Here is a 23488-nt window from a genome sequence, read left to right as displayed (position 1 = left end):
GCTGGAGAGCGAACGTGACGATCACCAACGACAGTGTCCTGTCGCCGGCGCAGCAGCGCCTGTGGTTCCTGAACCGCTTCCAGGAGGGCGCCGCCGGCCACACCCACACGGTGGCGCTGCGGCTGGCCGGCGGTCTGGGTCCGGAGCAGCTGCGCGCCGCGCTGGACGCCCTGGTCCGGCGGCACCCGCTGCTGGGCACCGTGCACCGCGAGGCCGAGGGTCGCTGCCGCCCCGAACCCGCCCCCGACGGCGGGGCGTTCGCCGGGCTGCGGCCCGAGCCGGTCGCCCCCGACGAGCTCGACGAGGCGCTGACCCGGGCGGCCGGCCAGGGCCTGGACCTCACCCGGGAGCCCCCGCTGCGGGCCCGGCTGCTGGCCACCGGTCCGGACGCCCACGTGCTGGTCCTGACGGTGCACGAGATCGCGGCCGACGAGCGCTCGCTCGCCGTGATCGTCGACGACCTGGCCCGGGCGTACGCGGCGGCCACCGCCCCGGCCGCCCCCGGCGCGTCCGAGCCCGCCCCGCAGTACGCCGCGGCGGCCGCCGCCGACCGGGAGCTGAACGGCGCCCCCGAGCGGCCCACCGAGCACGCCGCGGCCGAACTCGCCCACTGGCGCGCGGCCTTGGACGGCGCGCCGGCGCAGCTCGACCTGCCCGTCGACCGGCCGCGCCCGGCCGTCACCCGCTACGCCGCCGACGAGTACCGCAGCGAGCTGGACGGCCCGCTGGCGGCGGCCCTCGCCGACCTGGCCGCCGACTGCGGCGCAGGCGTCGAGGCGGTGCTGCACGCCGCCGTCGTGGCGCTGCTCGGCCGCTTCGGCGCCGGCGCCGACGTCCCGCTGGTCGGCAGCCTGCCCGGCCGCGACGACGCCCGGCGCGCCGCCGTGGTCGGCCCGCTGGCCAACCCGGTGGTGCTGCGGGTCCTGCGCCGCCCCGGCGCCTCCTTCCGCGAGCTGGTCGGCGACTGCGCGGCGGCCGCCGACACGGCCCGGCGCCACGGCGGCGTCCCGTTCGAGACCGTGGTCGGCGACCTGCGGCCCGAGCGCGCGCTCAACCGCCACCCGCTGGCCCAGGTGGCCTTCGACCTCGCCGAGGACCTGCCCGCCCGGCTCGACTTCGGCGCGCTCGACGCCCAGGTGGCCCAACTTCCCCGCCAGCACTCCCCGTTCGACCTCCAGCTGCGCTTCCGCAGCGCACCCGACGGCTCCGGGCTGCGGCTGGCCGCGACCTTCAGCACCGAGCTGTTCGACCCGGCGACCGTCCGGCGGCTCACCGACGCGCTGCCGCGCCTGCTGGCCGCCGCCGTCGCCGCGCCGGACGCCGACCCGGACGGCTACGAGGTGCTGGACCCGGCCGAGCGGCACGCCCTGCTGACCGCGTGGAACGCCACCGACCGGCCGGTGCCCGACGCCGACGTCTCCGCGCTGTTCCGGGCCCGGGCCGCCGCCCAGCCCGCGCGGACCGCCCTGATCGCCGGCGACACCGTGCTCAGCTACGCCGAACTCGACGACCGGGCCGAGCGGCTGGCCGGCGAGCTGCGCCGCCACGGCGCCGCCCCGGGCCGGCTCGTCGCCCTGGCGCTGCCGCGCTCCGCCGACCTCGTCGTCGCCCTGCTCGCGGTGGCCCGCACCGGCGCCGCCTACGTGCCGCTCGACCCCGACTACCCGGCCGACCGGATCGGCTACATCCTCGACCACGCCGCCCCCTCGGCACTGGTCACCGACAGTGCGACGGCCGGGCGGCTGCCCGCCACCGCCGCCCACCGGCTGCTGCTGGACGACGAGGAGGTGCGCGCCAGGCTGGCGACGGAGCCCGCCGGGCCGCAGGGCCCCGCCGCGACCGCCGCCGACCCGGCCTACGTCATCTACACCTCCGGCTCCACCGGCCGCCCCAAGGGCGTCGTCATCAGCCGCCACGCGCTGACCAACTTCCTGGTCTCGATGGCCGACCTCTTCCCGCTCGCCGCCGAGGACGTCTGGACCTCCGTCACCACGATCGCCTTCGACATCGCCGCCCTGGAGCTCTACCTGCCGCTGGTCGGCGGCGCCACCGTGGTCCTCGCCGACCGCGCGACCGTCACCGACCCCGCCGGGCTGGGCGCCCTGGTCGGCCGCACCGGCACCACGATCATGCAGGCCACCCCCAGCCTCTGGCAGGCCCTGTGCGACGAAGTCCCGCAGGCGCTGCGCGGCCTGCGGATGCTGGTCGGCGGGGAGGCCCTGCCGGCCGCCCTCGCCGAGCGGATGCGCGCGCTCGGCAGCGAGGTCACCAACCTGTACGGGCCCACCGAGACCACCATCTGGTCCACCGCCGCCCGCCTGGACGACCGCCCCGGCGCGCCGACCATCGGCCGGCCGATCGGCAACACCCGGGTCCGGGTCCTCGACGAGGCGCTGCGCCTGGTGCCGATCGGCGCCGCCGGCGAGCTGTACATCGCCGGGGACGGCGTCGGCACCGGCTACCTGCACCGCGAGGACCTCACCCGGGACCGCTTCCTGCCCGACCCGTACGGCGCCGAGGGCGAGCGCATGTACCGCACCGGCGACATCGTCCGCTGGGCCGCCGACGGCAACCTGGAGTACGTCGGCCGCGCCGACTTCCAGCTGAAGGTCCGCGGCTTCCGGATCGAGCCCGGCGAGATCGACGCCGTCCTGGAGCGGCACCCCGCGGTGGCCCGCGCCGTCACCGTCGCCCGCGAGTACGGGGCCGGCGACACCCGGCTGGTCTCCTACGTGGTGCCGGCCGGCGAGGGCGGCGCCGACCCGGCCGAACTGCGCGCGCACGCCGCCGCCACGCTGCCCGGCTACATGGTCCCGGCCGTGGTGGTGCCGATCCCCGAGATCCCGCTGACCCCGAACGGCAAGACCGATCGGGCCGCGCTCCCGGACCCGGGCACCGCCGCCGCCGGCAGCGGGCACGGGCCGCGCAGCGCCCGCGAGGAGCAGCTCTGCGACCTGTTCTGCGAGGTGCTCGGCGTCGCCTCGATCGGCGTCGACGACAGCTTCTTCGACCTCGGCGGCCACTCCCTGCTCGCCACCCGGCTGATCGGGCGCATCCGCTCGGTGCTGGACGTCGAGGTGCCGATCCGCACCCTGTTCGAGTCGCCCACCGTCGCCGGGCTGGCCGGCCGGCTGGGCAGCGAGCCCGCCCGCCGGGCCGGGCTGGTGCCGGTCGGCCGCGACCGGCCGCTGCCGCTCTCCTACGGCCAGCAGCGGCTCTGGTTCCTGTACGACTACGAGTCCCAGGGCACCGAGTACAACTCGCCGCTCGGCCTGCGGCTGACCGGGCCGCTCGACCGGGACGCCCTCGGGCGCGCCGTCGACGCCCTGGTGGCCCGGCACGAGGCGCTGCGCACCACCTTCGCCACCGAGGGCGGCCAGGGCGTGCAGGTCGTCCACGCCCCCGGCCACCGGCCGGTGCGCTTCACCGACCTCGCGGCCGAGGGGCGCGTCGACGACCTCGACCAGCTGCTGCGCACCGAGCTGAGCCGCTCCTTCGACCTGCGCGGCGGCCCGCTGCTGCGCCCCTGGCTGATCCGGCTGGCCGACGCCGAGCACCTGCTCGTCCTCGACATGCACCACGTCGTCACCGACGGCTGGTCCAAGGAGGTGATGGCCCGCGAGCTCGTCGCCCTGCTCGGCCAGGAGGCCACCGGCCGGCCCGCCGCGCTGAGCGAACTGCCCCTGCAGTACGCCGACTTCGCCGTGCACCAGCACGGCGAGCGGGGCGCCCGGGAGGCCGCCGACCTCGCCTACTGGAAGCGCCGGCTGGACGGCGTGGTGCCGCTGGAGCTGCCGACCGACCGGCCCCGGCCCGCCACCCGCGCCACCCGGGGCGCCGGCCACCCCTTCGAGCTGAGCCCCGAGCTGGTGGCCGCCCTCACCCGGCTCTGCCGCCGGGAGGGCGTCACCCTGTTCACCGTCCTCACGGCGGGCGTCCAACTGCTGCTGTCCCGGTACGCGCGCCAGCGCGACGTCGCCGTCGGCACCATCGTCTCCGGCCGCGAGCACAGCGAACTGGAGGACGTGCTCGGCTTCTTCGTCAACACGCTGGTGCTGCGCTCCCGGACCACCCCCGACACGACCGTCGGCGCCTTCCTGGCCGACGTCCGGCAGGGCGTGCTGGAGGCCTTCACCCACCAGCACCTGCCGTACGACCGGCTGATCGACGAGCTCAAGCCGGACCGCGACCCCAGCCGCACCCCGCTGATCCAGGCCGCGCTGATGCTCAAGCGGGCCCAGGACGCGCTGCCCGGCCCCGACGGCCTGCGGGTCGAGGAGAGCGCCCTGCCGCGGATGCACGCGCTGTTCGACATCGGCTTCGAGTTCGAGGAGCGCGACGGGCGGCTCGGCGGCCTGGTCGAGTACAGCACGGCGCTCTTCGACCCGGAGACCGTCGCCCGGACCGCCCGCCACCTCACCGTGCTGCTGGAGGGCATGGCTGCGGCCGACCCGGACCGGCTCGTCGACGAGCTGCCGCTGATGGACGAGCAGGAACGCCGGCTGGTCACCACCGGCTGGAACGCCACCGCGACCGGCGCCCGGTTCCACACGGCGACCGTCCACGGCCTGGTCGCCGACCAGGCCCGGCGCACCCCGGACGCCGCGGCCGTCACCACCGAGGACCGCAGCCTGACCTTCGCCGAACTCGACGCGCTGACGGACGCGCTGGCCCACCGGCTGGCCGACCGCGGCGTCGGCCCGGGCACCGTCGTCGGCGTCCGGACCCGGCGCGCCGCCGAGATGACGATCGCCCAGCTCGCCGTGCTCAAGGCCGGCGCCGCCTACCTGCCGCTCGACCCCGAACTGCCCGACGACCGGACGGTCTACGTGCTCCAGGACGCCGGGGTGCCGGTGCTCCTCACCCAGCGCGACCTGCCCGGGCCCGAGGCGCCGGAAGGCGTCGAGGTGCTGTACGTCGAGGACACCGGGCCCGGCACGCACGACGGGCCGCCCGAGGTCGCCGTCGGCCCGTCCGACCTCGCGTACGTGATCTACACCTCGGGCTCCACCGGCAAGGCCAAGGGCGTGCTGATCGAGCACCGCGGCGTGGTCAACCTGTGCGACTGGTACCGGGACTTCTTCGACGCCGGGCCCGGCGACCGGGCCACCCAGATGGTGCCGCCCGGCTTCGACCCGACGGTGCTGGAGCAGTGGGGCGCCCTCGCCTGCGGCGTGGAGATCCGGTTCGCCTCCGACCGCGTCCTGGAGGACCCGCACCTGCTCGCCGGCTGGATCGTCGAGCAGGGGATCACCCTCATCCTCATCCCGGCCCCGCGCCTGGAGGCCCTGCTCGACCAGCCCGCGCTCCACCAGGGCCGGGTGCGCCACATCCTCACCGGCGCCGACGTGGTGCGCCGCCGGCTGCCGCGCGGCTCCGCGATGGCGCTGTCCAACCTGTACGGCCCGACCGAGACCACCGTGCTCACCACCGGCACGGTGCTGGAGGCGGAGGAGGACGCCCCGGTCGGGCGGCTGCCCTCGATCGGCCGGCCCATCGCCAACACCACCGGCTACGTGCTCGACGAGCACCGCGAGCCCGTCCCGGTGGGCGTGCCCGGCGAACTGTACGTCGGCGGCGCCGGGGTGGCCCGCGGCTACCTGGGCCGCCCGGAGCTCACCGAGGAGCGGTTCGTCCCGGACCACCTCGCCGCCACCGCCGGCGCGAGGCTCTACCGCACCGGCGACCTGGTCCGCTGGCTGCCCGACGGCACGCTCGAATTCCTCGGGCGGATCGACAACCAGGTCAAGGTGCGCGGCTACCGGATCGAGCTGGGCGAGATCGAGACCGCGCTGCTCGACGACGAGAGCGTCGAGCAGACCGCGGTGGTCGCCCGGACCAAGCCGTCCGGGCAGACCGTGCTGACCGGCTACGTGGTGCCCGCGGACGGCGCCGCCGACCCGGAGAAGATCCGGGCCCGGCTCGCCGAGCGGCTGCCCGGCTACATGGTCCCGCCGGTCGTCATCGTCCTGGACGCGTTCCCGATGACCACGAGCGGCAAGATCGACCGGCGGGCCCTGCCGGAACCGGAGGAGCAGCGGCCGGCCGCCGAGCCCACCGCGCCCCGGGACGAGACCGAGGCGGCGCTGGCCGGGATCTGGGCCGAGGTGCTGGGCGTGCCCGTCGTGGGGGCCGAGGACAACGTCTTCGACCACGGCGCCAACTCGGTGCTCACCCTCCAGGTCACCGCCCGGATCCGGGAGGTGTTCGGCGTCGGGGTCTCGGCCCGGCACGTGTTCGCCGCCCGCACCGTGGCGGCCCTCGCGGACCAGGTCCGCAAGCAAGTACTCGAAGACGTGCGCCGGACACCGGCGGACCGGACGACGACGCGCGGTGGCGCGCGGGGGAGCAACCGATGACAGACCAGCGACACAGCGAGGGCCAGGACGCCGACGAGATCCTGCGGCAGCGACTGGCAGCCGCCGGCGCCGGCGGCGGCGACCGCGACGCGATCCGGCCCGGCGGCGACGGCCCGGCCCCGCTCTCCTTCGGCCAGGAACGGCTCTGGTTCCTCCAGGAGTTCGAGACCGACGCGGTCGAGTACACCACCTCCTTCGGCCTGCGGCTGCGCGGCGGCCTCGACCTGGCCGCGCTGCGCACCGCGCTGACCGGCCTGGTCGAGCGGCACGAGCCGCTGCGCACCGTCTTCACCACCGAGGACGGCGTGGCCCGCCAGGAGGTCCGGCCCGCCTACGCCCCGGACACCGAGCCGGTGGACCTGAGCGCGCTGGGCGCCGAGGAGCGCGAGGCCGAGTTCGCCGCGCTGCTGCGCCGCGAACTCGCCACCCCCTTCGACCTCGCCAGCGGCCCGCTGCTGCGCTCCACGGTCGTGCGGCACGGCCCGGACGACCACGCGCTCTTCCTCAACCTGCACCACATCGCCGCCGACGGCTGGTCCAAGGGCCTGCTGACCGGCGAGCTCGGCGAGCTCTACCGGGCCGCCGTCGAGGGCCGCCCGCACACCCTCGCCCCGCTGCCGGTCAGCTACCGCGACTACTCCCGCTGGCAGCGCGAGCGCTGCACCGAAGACCGCCTGGCCGGGCAACTGGACTACTGGCGCGACGAGTTGGCGGACATCCAGCCGCTGGAGCTGCCCACCGACCGGCCCCGCCCGGCGGTGCGCACCACCGTCGGCGCCCTGCACACCTTCCAGGTCGACGCCGAGGTCGCCACCGGCCTCGACACGCTCGGCGCCGAACGCGGCACCACGCTCTTCGCCGTGCTCGCCGCCGCCACCCAGGTCCTGCTGGCCCGGCACACCGGCCAGCGCACCGTCGGCCTGGGCACCGTGTCGGTCGGCCGCGACCGCACCGAACTGGAGCCGCTGGTCGGCTTCTTCGTCAACACCCTGGTCCTGCACGGCCGGATCGACCTGGACGAGGCCTTCGGCGACCTGCTGGAGCGCACCACCGACCAGCTCTGGGACGCCCTCAGCAACCAGGACGTCCCCTTCCACCGGCTGGTGGACGAGATCCAGCCCGAGCGCGACCCGAGCCGCACCCCGCTGGTGCAGGCCGCCCTCGTGCTCCAGAACGACCCCGGGGCCCTGCCCGACTTCGGCGGCCCGGCCGTCGAGGAGTTCCGCGCGCCCTCGGTGTCCTCCATCTTCGACCTGACGCTGGAGTTCACCCCGGCCGCCGACGGCACGCTGGGCGGGACGGTGGAGTACAACACCGACCTGTTCGACGCCTCGACCGTCGACGCGCTCTGCGCCCGACTGCTGCTCCTGCTGGCGGGCGTCGCCGCCGACGCCGACCGCCCGGTCGGCGACCTGCCGCTGCTCACCGCCGCCGAACTCGACACCGTCACCCGCGACTGGGCCGAGAACCGGGTGCCCTACCCGGCCGACCGGACCGTCCACTCGCTGGTCGCCGAGCAGGCCGCGGCCACCCCCGACGCCATCGCCGTCACCGCCGCCGAAGGCGAGCTGACCTACCGTCAGCTCGACGAGCAGGCCGACCGGTTGGCCCGGCTGCTGCTCGACCGCGGCGCCCGCCCCGGCCAGCACGTCGCGGTCTGCCTGCCCCGCGGCACCGGCCTGGTCGTCGCCCTGCTGGCCGTGCTCAAGGCCGGCTGCACCTACGTGCCGCTGGACCCGGACTACCCGGCCGACCGGCTGGAGTTCATGCTCGCGGACACCGGGGCCGCGCTCTGCGTCACCGACCGGGAGCTGCTCGAACGGCTGCCCGACCTGGCCGTCCCGGCCCTGCTGCCCGCCGAGCGCACCGCCGAGCTGGCCGCCCTCCCGGCCGGGCCGCCGGCCACCGACGCGGGGCCCGAGAGCGCGGCCTACGTCATCTACACCTCCGGCTCCACCGGCCGGCCCAAGGGCGTCGTGGTCGAGCACCGTTCCATCGTCCGGCTGGTCCGCGGCGCCGACTACGCCCCGCTGGCGGCCGACGACGTGGTGGCGCAGGTCGCCGACGCCACCTTCGACGCGGCGACCTTCGAGTTCTGGGGCCCGCTGGTGGCCGGGGCGCGGATCGCCGTCATCACCAAGGACGTCCTGCTCGACCCGCCGGCCTTCGCCGCCGCACTGCGCTCGACCGGCGCCACCGCGATGTTCCTCACCGCCGGCGTCTTCAACCAGGTCGTCGGCCTGGAACCCACCGCCTTCGGCGGCATGCGCCACCTGCTGGTCGGCGGCGAGGCGCTCAACCCGCGCCGGATCGCCGAACTGCTGGCCGGCGGCGCCCCGCCGCAGCGGCTGGTCAACGGCTACGGCCCGACCGAGACCACCACCTTCGCCGTCTCCCACCTGATCCGCGAGACCGACGGCGTGCGCGCCATCCCGATCGGCCGCCCGATCTCCAACACGGCGGTGTACGTCCTCGACGAGCGCCGCCGCCCCGTCCCGCCCGGCACGCCCGGCGAACTCTGGATCGCCGGCCCCGGCGTCGCCCGCGGCTACCTGGGCCGCCCGGAGCTGACCGAGGAGCGCTTCCAGCCCTCGCCGTTCGCGGCGGAGCCCGGCGAGCGGATGTACCGCACCGGGGACGTGGTGCGCTGGGCCGACGGCCTGGTCGAGTACCTCGGCCGCGCCGACACCCAGGTCAAGGTCCGCGGCTACCGGATCGAGCCCGGCGAGGTCGAAGCCGTCCTGGAGGCCCACCCCGCGGTGGCCGAGGCCCTGGTGGTCGCCCTCGCGGACGGCGACCACAAGCGGCTGGTCGGCTACCTGCGCGCCGAGCCCGGCGCCGTCATCGCGCCGCTGGACCTGCGCGCCTTCGCCGAGCAGCGGCTGCCCTCCTACAGCGTCCCGACGGCCTTCGCCACCCTCGACGCCTTCCCGCTCACCCCCAACGGCAAGGTCGACGTCCGGGCCCTGCCGGCGCCGGACGCCCCCCTGGAGCGGGAGGACTACCGGGCCCCCGAGGACCCGGCCGAGCAGGCGCTCGCCGAGGTCTGGTCGGAGGTGCTCGGCATCGGCAAGGTCGGCGCCGACGACAACTTCTTCGAACTCGGCGGCGACTCCATCCTGAGCATCCAGGTGGTCGCCCGCGCCCGCCGGGCCGGACTCGTCATCACCTCGAAGGACATCTTCTCCCGGCAGTCGCTCGCCGACCTCGCCCGCGCCGCCCGCCCGGTGGAGCAGGCTCCGGTCGTCCAGGTCGACGCCGACGACCACGAGCCGGCCCCGCTCGGCCCCGTCCAGGAGTGGTTCTTCGCCCACCACACCCGCGGCGCCCACCACTTCAACCAGTCCGTGCTGATCACCCTGGACGGTGCGGTCGACGAACCCGCGCTGGCCCGCGCCCTGGCCGGCCTGGTCCGCCGGCACGAGGCCCTGCGCACCCGCTTCGCCACCGGCCCCGACGGCCGGTGGGTCCAGACCGTCACCGCGCCGGACGCCGACGCCGTGCCGGCCGAGGCCCGGATCGAGCGGATCACCCTCGACCAGGCCGCCCCCGGTGAGCGCGCCGCCGCCATGCGCACCCTCGCCGAGGCCGCGCAGGCCTCGCTGGACCCGGCCGAAGGGCCGCTGGTGCGCACCCTGCTGTTCGACCACGGCGCCGGCGAGCCCGCGCGGCTGCTGCTCACCGTGCACCACCTGGCCGTGGACGGCGTCTCCTGGCGGATCCTCCTGGAGGACCTGGAGAGCGCCTACCGGCAGGCCGTCCGCGGCGAGGACGTCGACCTCGGCCCGGCCGGCACCTCGTACCGCGGCTGGGCGCGCCGCCTCGCCGCCTTCACCCGGGACGGCGGCCTGGACGACGAACTGGCGCACTGGGCCCGCCCGGTGCCGGCCGGCTCCGCCGACCTGCCCACCGACCGGGAGGGCCGCAACAGCGTCGGCGACACCCGCGCCGTCTCGGCCGGCCTCGACGCCGAGCGCACCCGGCAACTGCTCCAGGACGTGCCCGCCGTCTACCGCACCCAGGTCAACGACGTCCTGCTGACCGCGCTCGGCCGCGCGCTCGCCCGCTTCACCGGCCGGGCCCGCACCCTGATCACCCTGGAGGGCCACGGCCGCGAGGAGATCCTCGACGGCACCGACGTCTCCCGGACGGTCGGCTGGTTCACCTCGATCTTCCCGGTGCTGCTGGAGTCCCCGGCCGACCGCCCGCTCGGCCGGCTCATCCGCGACACCAAGGAACTGCTGCGCGCCGTGCCCGGCCGCGGCGCCGGCTACGGCCCGCTGCGCTACCTGCGCGGCGACCAGCCGCAGGCCGCCGCCCTGGCCGCGGCGCCGCAGCCCCAGGTCAGCTTCAACTACCTCGGCCAGTGGAGCGACGCCGCGGCCGGGAGCGAGCTGTTCCGCGCCGTCGAACCCGACTACGGCCTGGACCACCACCCGGACGAGGAGCGGCCGCACCTGCTGGACATCGTCGGCGAGGTCCGGCACGGCGTGCTGACCTTCGACTTCCACTACGCGCCGCAGCGCCACGACCAGGCCACCGTGCAGCGGCTCGCCGACGACTTCGCGGCGGCCCTGACCGAACTCGTCGAGCACTGCCTGACCCCCGGCGCCGGCGGCGCCACCCCCGGCGACTTCCCGCTGCTCACCCTCGACCAGGCGACCGTCGACCGGCTGGTGCCGGCCGGCTCCGCCGTCGAGGACATCCACCCGCTGACCCCGATGCAGAGCGGGATGCTCTTCCACACCCTCAACCAGGACGGCGTCGGCGCCTACTCCGACCACGTCGCCTTCCGGCTGGAGGGCGTCCGCGACGTCGACGCGCTGGCCGCCGCCTGGCAGCAGGTGGTCGACCGCACCCCCGCGCTGCGCACCCGGCTGGTCTGGGACGGCGTCCCCGAGCCCGTCCAGGTGGTCGAGCGCTCCGCCCGGCTGACGGTGCGCCACCTCGACTGGACCGGCCTGCCCGCCGCCGAACTGGACCGCCGGCTCAAGGCGCTGATCGACGAGGAGCGCGCCACCGGGATCGAGCTGTCCCGGGCGCCGCTGATGCGCCTCGCCCTCGCCCGCGAGGACGAGCGGACCGTCCGCGTCGTGTGGACCTTCCACCACGCCGTCCTGGACGGCTGGAGCACCTCGCACCTGTTCGCCGACCTCTTCGCCGCCTACCAGGCGCTCACCGACGGCAGGGGCAAGGCCCCGGCCCTGCCCGAGCGCCGGCCGTTCCGCGACTACGTCGCCTGGCTGGCCCGGCAGGACAAGGCCGCGGCCGCCGCCCACTGGAGCGCCCTGCTGGGCGACCTGGACGCGCCGACCCAGCTGCCCTTCGGCCGCTCGGTGCCCCAGGGCCACGAGTCCCAGTCCGCCGGGCAGGTCCGGGTGGGCCTGTCCGGCGCCGAGACCGACGCGCTGGTCGCGATGGTCCGCCGCCACCGGCTCACCCTCAACACCGCCGTCCAGGGCGCCTGGGCGATCCTGCTGGCCCGCCACTCCGGGCAGCGCGACGTCTGCTTCGGCACCACCGTGGCCGGCCGCCCGACCGAGCTGCCCGGCGCCGACACCATGGTCGGCAACCTGCTCAACACCCTGCCGCTGCGCACCGAGGTCGACCAGGACGCCCCGCTGGTGGAGTGGCTGGCGGCCCTCCAGGCCGAGCAGGCCGAATCCCGGCGCTTCGAGTACTCCTCGATCGCCGAGATCCAGCGCAGCAGCAAGGTCCCGCGCGGCAGCGCGCTGTTCCAGACCCTGGTGGTGTTCGAGAACTACCCGGGCAACGGGGCCGCCGCCGAACGCCACGGACTGCGCCTCAGCGACGTCCGCGCCGTCGACACCACCAGCTTCACGCTGGACCTCACCGCCTACGACGACGACGGCTCGCTGACCCTGCTGCTCTCCTACGACCCGGCGCTCTACGACCGCGCCCAGGCCGAGGTGCTCGCCGACCAGCTCGCCGTCCTGCTCGGCAGCATGCCCACCGCCCCCGGCCAGCGGGTCGGCGACGTCCCGATGCTGTCGCTGCGCGCCCGCGACCGCGTCCTGTACGAGTGGAACGACACCGGCACCCCGGGCGCCGACGCCTGCCTGCACGAGCTGATCGCCGAGCAGGCGCAGCAGACCCCGGACGCCGAGGCGGTGGTCTTCGAGGAGACCGTGCTGACCTACGCGGAACTGGAGGCCCGGGCCAACCGGCTGGCCCAGCACCTCGTCGGCCAGGGCATCGGCCCGGAGACCGTCGTCGCGATCTGCCTGGACCGCGGCCCGGACGCCGTCGTCGCCGCCCTCGGAGTCCTCAAGGCCGGCGCCGCCTACCTGCCGCTGGACCCCACCCACCCCGCCGAGCGGCTGCGCCTGGTGCTGGACGACAGCGCCGCCGCGATGCTCGTCACCCAACGGGACCTCGCCGAGCGGCTCCCGCTGTGCGACGCGACCGTGCTCTGCCTGGACGCCGACCGCGAGGAGATCGACAGCTGGCCCGCCGAGGCACCCAGCACCGAGGTGACCCCGGACAACCTCGCCTACGTCATCTACACCTCCGGCTCCACCGGCAAGCCCAAGGGCGTCACGGTCGAGCACCGCAGCGTCGCCCGGGCCGCCGCGGCCTGGCGCGAGGCCTACCGGCTCGACCGCGGCCCCGTCCGCCAGCTCAACCTCGCCAGCATGGCCTTCGACGTCTTCGTCTCCGACCTGACGCACGCGCTGACCACCGGCGGCGCCCTGGTGCTCTGCCCGAAGGACGCCACCACCGACCCGGTGCGCCTGCTCGACCTGATGGAGCGCCAGCGCGTCACCCACGTCGAGACGGTGCCCTCGCTGGCCAACGCGCTGGCCGACGAGGCCGCCCGCACCGGCCGGGCCTTCCCGCCGCTGCGCTACCTGGCCGTCGGCTCGGACAACTGGCGCACCGACGACTGCCGGCGGCTGCTGAAGAGCGTCGCCCCCGGCACCGTCGTGCTCAACTCCTACGGCGTCACCGAGGCCACCGTCGAGTCCTCGTACTTCACCGTCACCCCGCAGAGCCTGCCGGACGTCGCGTCCGTGCCGATCGGCCGGCCCATCCCGGGCACCCGGATGTACGTCCTGGACGCGGACCTGGAGCCGCTGCCGGTCGGCGTCGTCGGCGAGCTCTTCCTCGGCGGCACCGGCGTCACCCGGGGCTACCTGGGCCGCCCCGACCTCACCGAGGAGCGCTTCTCCGCCGACCCGTTCACGCCCCACCCCGACGGCCGGCTCTACCGCACCGGCGACCAGGCCCGCTTCCTGCCCACCGGCGACGTCGAGTTCCTCGGCCGAGGCGACGACCAGGTCAAGATCCGCGGGTTCCGGGTGGAACTCGCCGAGATCGAGGCCGTCCTGCGCCGCCACCCCGACGTCCTGGAGGCCGTCGCGGCGCTGCGCTCCGAGCCGGGCGCCGTCCTGACCGGGTACGTCGTGCCCCGGCCCGGCACCGCACCGGAGAGCGCCGAGCTGCGCCGCTACCTGGAGGGCTCGCTGCCCCGCCACATGGTGCCGCAGGCCTTCGTCCGGCTCGACCGGCTGCCGCTGAACGCCAACGGCAAGGTGGACCGGCGGGCGCTGCCGGCCGCGGCCGCCGACGACCGCCCGGCCACCACCAGGACGGCCCCCCGCAACCCCGCCGAGCAGGCGCTCGCCGGGCTCTGGGCGGAGGTCTTCCGGGTGCCCGAGGTCGGCGTCGACGACAACTTCTTCGACCTGGGCGGTGACTCGATCCTGAGCATCCAGGTCGTCTCCCGGGCGCGGCAGTTGGGACTGCGCCTCAGCTCGCAGGACATCTTCAGCCACCAGACCATCGCCGGGATCGCCGCCGCGATCTCGACCCACGAACCCGAGGAGCCGGCCGGCGTGAACACCGAACCCGTCACCGGAAGGGCGCCGCTGACCCCGATCCAGCGCGCCTTCTTCCAACACCACACCGAGGCCCCCCAGCACAGCACCATGTCCGTGCTGGCCGAGCTGCGCGAACTCCCCGACGAGGCGCACCTGCGCACCGCGCTCGACGCGCTCCTCACCCACCACGACGCCCTGCGCACCCGCTTCCGCACCGTCTACGGCCGCTGGCAGCAGGAGATCGCCGCCCCCGGCGACGGCTGGCCGCTGGAGCGGCTGGACCTCACCCTGGAGGCCGACCCGGAGGGCGCGCTGCTGGCCGCCGCCACCGCCGCCCAGTCCGGCTTCGACCTGGCCGAGGGCCCGCTGGTGCGGGCCGTGCTGGCCGACCTCGGCGGCACCGCCGGCGCCCGGCTCTTCCTCACCGCCCACCACCTGGTGGTCGACGCGGTCTCCTGGCAGACCCTGCTCGGCGACCTGGAGACGGCCTACCGGCAGGCCGCCGAGGGCCGGCCGGTCGACCTCGGCTCGCGCGGCACCTCCTTCCTCGACTGGTCCCGCCGGCTCTCCGAGCACACCGCGGTCGGCGGCTTCGACGAGGAGCTGGACCACTGGTTCGCGGCCGGCCGGGCCGGCGGCGAGCCGCTGCCCGCCGACCTCACCGGCACCCCGACCGTCGCCACCGCCGCCGCCGTCCGGGTCGGCCTGGACGCGGAGAGCACCGACGCGCTGCTGCGCGAGGTCCCCGCGGTCTACCGCACCCAGGTCAACGACGTCCTGCTGACCGCGCTCGCCCGGGTGCTCGCCGACTGGACCGGCCGCTCCGCCGTCCTGGTGGACCTGGAGGGCCACGGCCGCGAGGAGATCTTCGACGACGTCGACCTGAGCCGCACCACCGGCTGGTTCACCACCTCCTTCCCGGTCGCCCTGGACACCGCCGACGGCGCCGACTGGGGCGCCCGGCTCCGCTCCGTCAAGGAGCAGCTGCGGGCCGTCCCCCAGCGCGGCATCGGCTACGGCGCGCTGCGCCACCTCAGCCCGGCCGGGGCGCCCGGCGAACTGCTCGCCGAAGGCCCCCGCGCCCAGGTCGGCTTCAACTACCTCGGCCGGGTCGTCGACGGCCACGACGGCGGCCTGCTGCACGACGTGCGGCTCGGCTACGGCACCGAGCAGGCGCCCGGGGAACTGCTGGAGTACCCGCTCGACATCGTGGCGTACGTGCGCGACGGCAAGCTCGGCTTCGAGCTGTTCCACTCCACCGCGACCCACACCACCGAGACCGTCCAGCGGGTCGGCGACCAGCTCGTCGAGGCCCTGCGCGGGATCGTCGCGCACTGCCGCGAGGCCGGCGCCGCCGCCTCCGGGGCCACCCCCTCGGACTTCCCGCTCGCCCGGGTCGACCAGCCGCTGCTGGACGAACTGACCGCCCTGGGCCGGATCGCCGACCTCTACCCGGCCACGCCGATGCAGCACGGCCTGCTGTTCCACAGCCTCACCGAGGAGGGCGAGGGCGTCTACCTCGGCCAGCTGTCCTTCCTGCTGGAGGGCGGCGTGGACGCGGACGCCTTCGCCGAGGCCTGGCAGCGCCTCGCCGACCGGACCCCGATGCTGCGCACCGGCTTCGCCCGGGTCGACACCGACCAGCCGCTCCAGGTGGTCCGCGAGCACGTCACCGTGCCCGTCGAGCGGCTGGACTGGAGCGCCCTGCCGGCGGCCGAGCGCGAGCAGCGGTTCGCCGCCTACCTCGCCGAGGACCGCACCCGCGGCATCGACCTGGCCGTGGCGCCGCTGATGCGCCTGGCCCTGATCGACGAGCCGGACGGCGCCCTGCGGGTCGTCTGGACCTCGCACCACCTGCTGCTGGACGGCTGGAGCAGCGCCGAACTGGTCTCCGAGGTGGTCGACGACTACCTCCGGCTCACCGGCCACGACCGGCCCGGCCCGGCCGCCCGCCGCCCGTTCCGCGACTACGTCGCCTGGCTCGGCGAGCAGGACCTGGCCGACGCCGAGCGCTACTGGCGCGAGCTGCTCGACGGCTTCACCGCCCCGACCGCCCTGCCGGCCGACCGGGCCGGCGAGGAGGCGGCCCGCCAGGGCAGCGAGGCGACCAGCGTCTTCCAGCTGGAGCCCGAGGTCAGCGAGCGGCTCGCCGAGGTCGCCCGGCGCCACCGGCTCACCACCAACACGCTCGCCCAGGGCGCCTGGGCGCTGACGCTCTCGCGCTACGCGGGGGAGCGGGAGGTCTGCTTCGGCTCGGCCGTCTCCGGCCGCCCCGCCGACCTGCCCGACGTCGAGTCGATGATCGGCCTGTTCATCAACAACCTGCCGGTGCGGGTCGAGGTCCGCCCCGAGCAGCCCGTCCTCGACTGGCTGGGCGACCTCCAGCGCGACCAGGTCCAGGCCCGCAGCTACGAGTACGTCTCGCTGGCCCAGATCCGCGGCTGGACCGGGCTGCCCGCCGGGGTCGACCTGTTCGACAGCTACGTGGTCGTCGAGAACTACCCCTTCGACGGCGAACTGGGCTCCGACCAGGGCATCCGGATCCGCGACGTGCGCTCCCAGGAGCCCACCAGCTACGCCATGGTGCTCGCGGTCTTCGCCGGCGAGCAGCTCTCCTTCCGGCTCGCCTACGACCCCGGGCTCTTCGACGCCGACACCGCCGACCGGGTCACCGGCGACCTGCGCGCCCTGCTGGAGGAGATCGCGGCCGAGCCCGAGCGCACCCTCGCCGAGCTGCGCGCGCTGGCCCCCGCCCACCGGGAGCGGCTGCTCACCGGCCACAACGAGACCGCCACCGCGCTCACCACCGACGCCCTGGTGCCCGAGCGGTTCGCCCGCCAGGCCGCCGCCACCCCGCAGGCCGTCGCCCTGGTCCACGGCGGCGAGCGGATCACCTTCGCAGAGCTGGACGAGCGGGCCAACCGGCTCGCCCACCACCTCGCCGACCGGGGCGTCGGCCCCGAGGTGCCGGTCGCGGTCTGCCTGCGGCGCGGCCCCGGCCTGATCACCGCGCTGCTCGCGGTGCTCAAGGCGGGCGGCGTCTACACCCCGCTGGACCCGGCCGCCCCGGCCGAGCGCCTGCGGCTGCTGGTCGAGGACGTCAAGCCCCGGGTGGTGATCGCCGACGAGGCCGCGAGCACCACGCTGGCGCTGCCCGCCGACGTCGCCCTGGTCGTCCCGGAGCGCGAGCGGGACGCGATCGCGGCCCGGCCCGCCACCGCCCCCGACCCGGACCTCGCCCCGGAGCACGCCGCCTACGTCATCCACACCTCCGGCTCCACCGGCAAGCCCAAGGGCGTGCTGGTCGAGCACGGCAGCCTGGCGAACCTGCTCGACAGCCACCTGCGGACCGTCTTCGAGCCGCTGCGCGAGGCCTGCGGCGACCGGCAGGTCCGGGTCGCCCACCTGGCGCCCGCGTCCTTCGACGCCTCCTGGAACCCGGTGCTGTGGATGGTCGCCGGCCACGAACTGCACCTGGTCGACGACGAGGTGCGGCGCGACGCGCACGCCCTGGTCGCCTACCGCGCCGAGCAGCGGATCGACTTCCTGCAGACCACCCCGTCCTGGTTCCGCCAGCTCGACGACGCCGGACTGCTCGCCCCCGGCACCCACCCGCTGCGCGGCGCGGCGCTCGGCGGCGAGGCGATCGGCCAGGCCCAGTGGGACCGGCTGCGCGCCCAGTCCGACCTGATCGCCTACAACTTCTACGGGCCCACCGAGGCCACCGTGGACGCGCTGGTCTGCCGGGTCGCCGACAGCCCCCGGCCCGTCCTCGGCCTGCCCGTCCAGAACGTCCGGGCCTACGTCCTGGACCCGGAGCGCAACCTCGCCCCGGTCGGCGCGCCCGGCGAGCTGTACCTGGCCGGCGACGGCCTCGCCCGCGGCTACCTGGGCCGCCCCGACCTGACCGAACAGGCCTTCCTGGCCGCGCCGTTCGACCCCAAGGAGCGGCTGTACCGCACCGGCGACCGGGTCCGCCGGCTGTCCGACGGCCGGCTGGAGTTCCTCGGCCGGCTCGACGACCAGGTCAAGCTGCGCGGCTACCGGATCGAGCCGGGCGAGATCACCGCGGCCCTGGACGCCCACCCGGGCGTCGCCGAGTCCGTCGTCCTGGTCCGCGGCGAGGCCGAGCACGCCCGCCTGGTCGCCTACCTGCGGCCGGCCGCGGGCGGCGTCCCCGGCGCCGCCGAGCTCGCCGGCTACCTCGCCGAGCGGCTCCCGGCGCACCTGGTGCCGGCCGCCTTCGCCGAGGTGGAGTCCTTCCCGCTCACCCGGCACGGCAAGATCGACCGGGCCGCGCTGCCCGACCCCGCCGAGACGGCCGTCGAGGCCGCCGAGGAGTGGGTGGAGCCGCGCGACGAGACCGAGAAGCTGATCGCCGGGATCTGGTCCGAGACCCTGCACGTGGAGCGGGTCGGCGCGCACGACAGCTTCTTCGCCCTCGGCGGGCAGTCCCTGACCAGCGTGCAGGCGATCACCAGGATCAAGCAGACCTTCGGCATCCGGATCGCCTTCCGCAGCCTCCTGGAGAACCCCACCGTGGCGGGGGTGGCGCGACTCGTCGAGGACGCGCTGCTGGAGGAACTGGAGCGAGAGGCCGCGCGCCAGTCGGCGCCGGCGGCGGAGTAGGGGCAGCCGACATGAGTGAAACCCAGACGTCCACGTCCCGCGAGGACCGCATAGCGGCCCTGCCCGAGCACCTGCGGGCCCTGCTGCGGGACCGCCTGGCGGGCGCCGAGACGCCCGCCCCCGAGGCTGCCGCGAGCACCGCGCTGCGCCCCGCCGACCGCGACCGCCCGCTGCCGATGTCCTTCGCCCAGCAGCGGATGTGGTTCCTGTACGAGTTCGACCCGGAGTCGGTCGGCTACAACTCCTCCTTCGCGCTGCGGCTGCGCGGCGACCTCGACCGCGCCGCGCTGCAGGGCGCGCTGGCCGCCGTCGTCGACCGGCACGAGGCGCTGCGCACCACCTACGACCAGGTGGACGGCGTCCCGGTGCAGGTCCCGCACCCGAGCGTGGACATCCCGCTGCCGGTCGTGGAGGCCGGCGGCGGGACGCCCGAGGAGCGGGAGGAGGAACTGCTGCGACTGGTCCGCGAGGAGGCCGGCCGGCCCTTCGACCTGCGCACCGGCCCGGTGCTGCGGACCCTCCTCGTCCGGCTCTCCGACCGCGAGCACGTGCTCGTCCTGAGCATCCACCACATCGCGCACGACGGCTGGTCGCTGTCGATCGTCACCCGCGAGCTGGGCCAGTACTACGCGGCCGCGCTCCAGGGCCGCGAACCCGACCTGCCCGCGACGGGGCCGCAGTACGCGGACTACTCGGTGTGGCAGCGCGAGCGGGCCTCCGGCGGGCGGCTCGACGAGCAGCTCGACTACTGGCGCGAGCAGCTCGACGGCGTCCCCGTGCTGGAGCTGCCGACCGACCGGCAGCGCCCCGCCGTGCCCACCGGGGCGGGCGCCTTCCACGAGTTCAGCGTCCCGGCGGAGACCGTCGCCGGGCTGCGCGAGCTCACCGAGTCCGCCGCGGCGACGCTGTTCATGACGCTCACCGCGGCCACCCAGCTGCTGCTGGCCCGGCTCTCCCGGCAGGAGGACGTCGCGATCGGCACCCCGGTGGCCGGCCGCGACGAGCCCGAACTCGCCGACCTGGTCGGCCTGTTCCTCAACACCCTGGTGCTGCGCGCCCGGACCGAGCCGGGCCTGGGCTTCCGGGACTTCCTGGGCCAGGTCCGCGACACCGTGCTGGCCGGCTTCGACCACGCGGAGGTCCCGTTCGAGCGGGTGGTGGACGCCGTCCAGCCCGAGCGCGACCCCAGCCGGATGCCGCTCGCCCAGGTGCTCATCGTCCTGCAGAACGCCCCCGAGGCGACCCTCGACCTGCCCGGGCTGACCATGGAGCAGCTCGCCCTGCCGCAGGCGAGCACCGGCTTCGACCTCGTGGTGGCCTTCGAGGAGCGCCCCGACGGCAGCCTCTGGTCCGCCCTGGAGTACAGCACCGACCTGTACGACGAGGCCACGGTGCGCCGCTTCGCCGGCCACCTGACCACCCTGCTCGGCTCGATCGCCGCCGACCCCGACCAGGAGCTGGGCCGGCTCGACCTGCTCGACCCGAAGCAGCACAACCGGCTCACCGTGGACTGGGCCCGCAACCCGGTGGCCTTCCCCGAACAGGACCCGGTGCACCTGCTGGTGGCCAAGCGGGCCGCCGAACGCCCCGACGGCCTCGCGGTGGTGCGCGGCGACGAGCGCCTCAGCTACGCCGAACTCGACCGCCGGGCCGGGCTGTTGGCCGAGCTGCTGCGCTCCCGCGGCACCCGCCCCGGCGACGTCGTCGGCGTGTGCTGCGAGCGCGGCCCCGACCAGGTGGCCGCCACCCTCGCGGTGCTCAAGGCCGGCGCCGCCTTCCTGCCGCTGAACCCGCGCTTCCCGGCCGCCCGCCGGGAGCTGATGCTGGCCGAGACCGGCGCCCGGTTCGTCTTCACCGAACGCGCGCTGGCCGCCGACGCGGGCGAGTCCGCCGCCGAGCCGCTGATCCTGGAGGACCTGCGCCCGCAGCTCGACGCGCACACCGGACCGGTGCCCGAGGGCGACCGGGTGGGGCCGGACGCGCTCGCCTACATCGTCTACACCTCCGGCTCCACCGGGACGCCCAAGGGCGTGCTGCTGGGCCACGGCGGCCTGACCAACGTCGTCAACGCCTCCCGGCTGATCGTCGGCACCGGCCCCGAGAACACGGTGACCCAGCTCTCCTCGCCCAGCTTCGACGGCGCGGTCTGGGAGACCTTCCTCGCCCTGGTCTCCGGCGCGGCGCTCGCCCTCCCGGCGAACGAGTCCGAGGCGCTGGGCAGCGAGCAGCTGCGCGCCATGGCGGGAGGCCGGCCCACCGTCCTCGCGCTGCCGCCCGCGGCCCTCGCGGCGGTCGAGCCCGAGGCGCTGCCCGCAGGCTCGGTGGTGCTCGCCGTCGGCGACCGGTGCCCGGTCGGCCTGGCCCGCAAGTGGTCGCGGGTACACCGCTTCATCAACGGCTACGGCCCGACCGAGAACACCGTCGGCGCCACCATGTTCGAGGTCCAGGACGAGGAGGCCGGCAGCCGGCTGTCGATCGGCCGGCCGCTGCCCAACACCGAGGTCTACCTGCTGGACCCGCACGGCAACCCGGTGCCGCCCGCCGTCACCGGCGAGATCCACCTCGGCGGCCGCGGCGTCGCCCAGGGCTACCTGGGCCGCCCGGAGCTGACCGAGCAGCGGTTCGTCCCGCACCCCTTCGCGGACGACCCCGGGGCCCGGCTCTACCGCACCGGCGACCTCGGCGCCTGGCTGCCCGACGGGCGGATCGACTTCCGCGGCCGGGCCGACGACCAGGTCAAGATCCGCGGCTTCCGGGTCGAGCCCGGCGAGATCGAGTCGGCCATGCAGCGCCACCCCGCGGTCGACCAGGCCGCCGTGGTGGTCCGCGAGAGCGACCGCGGCAAGCAGCTCGTCGGCTACCTGGTCGCCGCGCCCGGCCGCGACCGGGGCGAGGCGGTCCGCGAGGTCCGCGAGGCCCTGACCGAGGAACTGCCCGCCTTCATGGTGCCGGCCGCGCTGATCCCGATGGACGCGATGCCGCTCACCACCAACGGCAAGGTCGACCGGGACGCCCTGCCGGACGCCCGGGAGGCCCTGACCAGGGTCTCCACCCCGCCGAAGGGCCCGGTGGAGACCGCGCTGGCCGAGGTGTTCCGCTCGGTGCTGGGCATCGAGGACGTCGGCGCCGAGGACGACTTCTTCCTGCTCGGCGGCGACTCCATCCTCTCCACCCAGGTGGTCGCCCGGGCCCGCCAGGAGGGCCTGCACTTCACCGCCCGGGACCTCTTCCAGCACAAGACCGTCGCCGCGCTCGCCAAGGCCGCCGGGACGGGGGAGAGCGGGCCGGCCGAGGAGGACCCGTACGCCACCGGGCCCGTGCCGCTGACCGCCGTGCAGCAGTGGTTCTTCGAGCACCACACCGTCAACCCGGGCCACTTCAACCAGTCGCTGCTGTTCGAACTCGTCCCGGGCACCGACACCGAGGCCCTGCGCGCCGCCCTGGCCGCGCTGGTCGGGCAGCACGACATGCTGCGCGCCCGCTACACCCGCGACGCCGAGGGCGCCTGGTCCCAGGAGGTGGCGGCCGAGGCCGACGGCTGCTGGGACTTCCAGCGGCTCGACCTCGCCGGGGCGCCGGACGCCGAGGAGCGCGCCACCGAGGCGTTCCGGCAGGCCCAGAGCGGCCTGCGGCTGGCCGACGGGCCGCTGCTGCGCGCCGTCCTGGCCGACCTCGGGCCGGACCGCCCGGCCCGGCTGTTCCTCACCGCGCACCACCTGGTGGTCGACGGCGTCTCCTGGCGCATCCTGCTCGACGACCTGCGCTCCGCCTACGCCGACCTGGCGGCCGGCCGGCCCGCCCGGCCCGCCGCGCGTTCCACCTCCTTCGGCCAGTGGTCCCGCCGACTGCGCGAGCACGCCCTGACCGGCGGCTTCGACGACGAGCTGGCGCACTGGCGGTCGCTGCCCGAGCCCGCCGGGGAGCCCCTGGACACCGGCCTGTTCGGCGACCGCCGCACCGCGCGGCACACCCTGACCGGGGACGAGACGGAGGCGCTGCTGCGCCGGGTGCCCGGCGTGCTGCGCGCGCAGGTCCACGAGGTGCTGCTGACCGCCCTCGCCCAGGCGCTCGCCGCCCAGGGCCACGCCGGCGACGGCGGCACCGTGATCGACCTGGAGGGGCACGGCCGCGAGGAGATCCTGGACGGCGTCGACCTGTCCCGCACCGTCGGCTGGTTCACCACGATCTACCCGGTGCTGCTCGACGTGCCCGCGGAGCTGGCGCCGACCGCCGCCGTCCGGGTGGCCAAGCGCCGGCTGCGGGCCGTCCCGCGCCGCGGTATCGGCCACGGCGTCCTGCGGCTGGCGGCGGCCGCCGAGGCCCGGGAGGACCTGCTGGTCCCCGCGCCCAGGGCCCGGATCGGCTTCAACTACCTCGGCCAGTGGGACAACCAGCTGCCAGAGGGGGACCGGCTGATCCTGCGCCACCTGGACCACGGCGGCGGCGACCACGAGCCGGGCGAGACCCGCACCTACGAGCTGGACGTCGCCGCCGCGGTCGAGGGCGGCCGGATGGAGCTGTCCTGCGTGTACGCGGGCGGCCGGTTCGACGAGGCGGCGGCCACCGCCCTGCTCCAGCGCATGCACGAGGCCCTGCGCGAGATCGTCCGGGCCTGCGGATGACCGGCCGGGCCGGTACGGACACGGCCCCGCGGGG

Annotated in this window: 3 protein-coding genes; all 3 read left to right on the top strand. The window is 75.8% G+C overall.

The genetic code is table 11. The annotated features are described in order from the left end of the window. Positions 1-14 precede the first annotated feature (14 nt). The 3 genes from ACFWPI_RS12640 to ACFWPI_RS12630 are packed head-to-tail and all read left to right on the top strand — an operon-like array spanning position 15 to position 23454. Complete coding sequence (locus ACFWPI_RS12640; RefSeq protein ID WP_380373327.1) at positions 15-6359, top strand: amino acid adenylation domain-containing protein; 6345 nt, start codon at positions 15-17, stop codon at positions 6357-6359. Beyond that, positions 6356-18832, top strand: a complete 12477-nt coding sequence (locus tag ACFWPI_RS12635; protein WP_380373330.1) for an amino acid adenylation domain-containing protein — start codon at positions 6356-6358, stop codon at positions 18830-18832. Before ACFWPI_RS12640 ends, ACFWPI_RS12635 begins: the two co-directional genes overlap by 4 nt. 11 nt (positions 18833-18843) lie before the next feature. Further along, a complete protein-coding gene (locus ACFWPI_RS12630; protein ID WP_380373333.1) occupies positions 18844-23454 on the top strand; it encodes an amino acid adenylation domain-containing protein in 4611 nt (1536 codons plus the stop codon). The last annotated feature ends 34 nt before the right edge of the window (positions 23455-23488 follow it).

This window comes from Kitasatospora sp. NPDC058492, assembly GCF_042720685.1.
Classification (GTDB): domain Bacteria; phylum Actinomycetota; class Actinomycetes; order Streptomycetales; family Streptomycetaceae; genus Kitasatospora.
The sequence above is the reverse complement of the archived record's forward strand: the minus strand, read 5'-3'. Positions and strand labels throughout refer to the sequence as shown.

Excerpts from the sequence above, each read along its gene's own strand:
- ACFWPI_RS12635 (WP_380373330.1), top strand. The coding sequence starts at position 6,356 with ATGACAGACCAGCGACACAGCGAGGGCCAGGACGCCGACGAGATCCTG.
- ACFWPI_RS12630 (WP_380373333.1), top strand. The coding sequence starts at position 18,844 with ATGAGTGAAACCCAGACGTCCACGTCCCGCGAGGACCGCATAGCGGCC.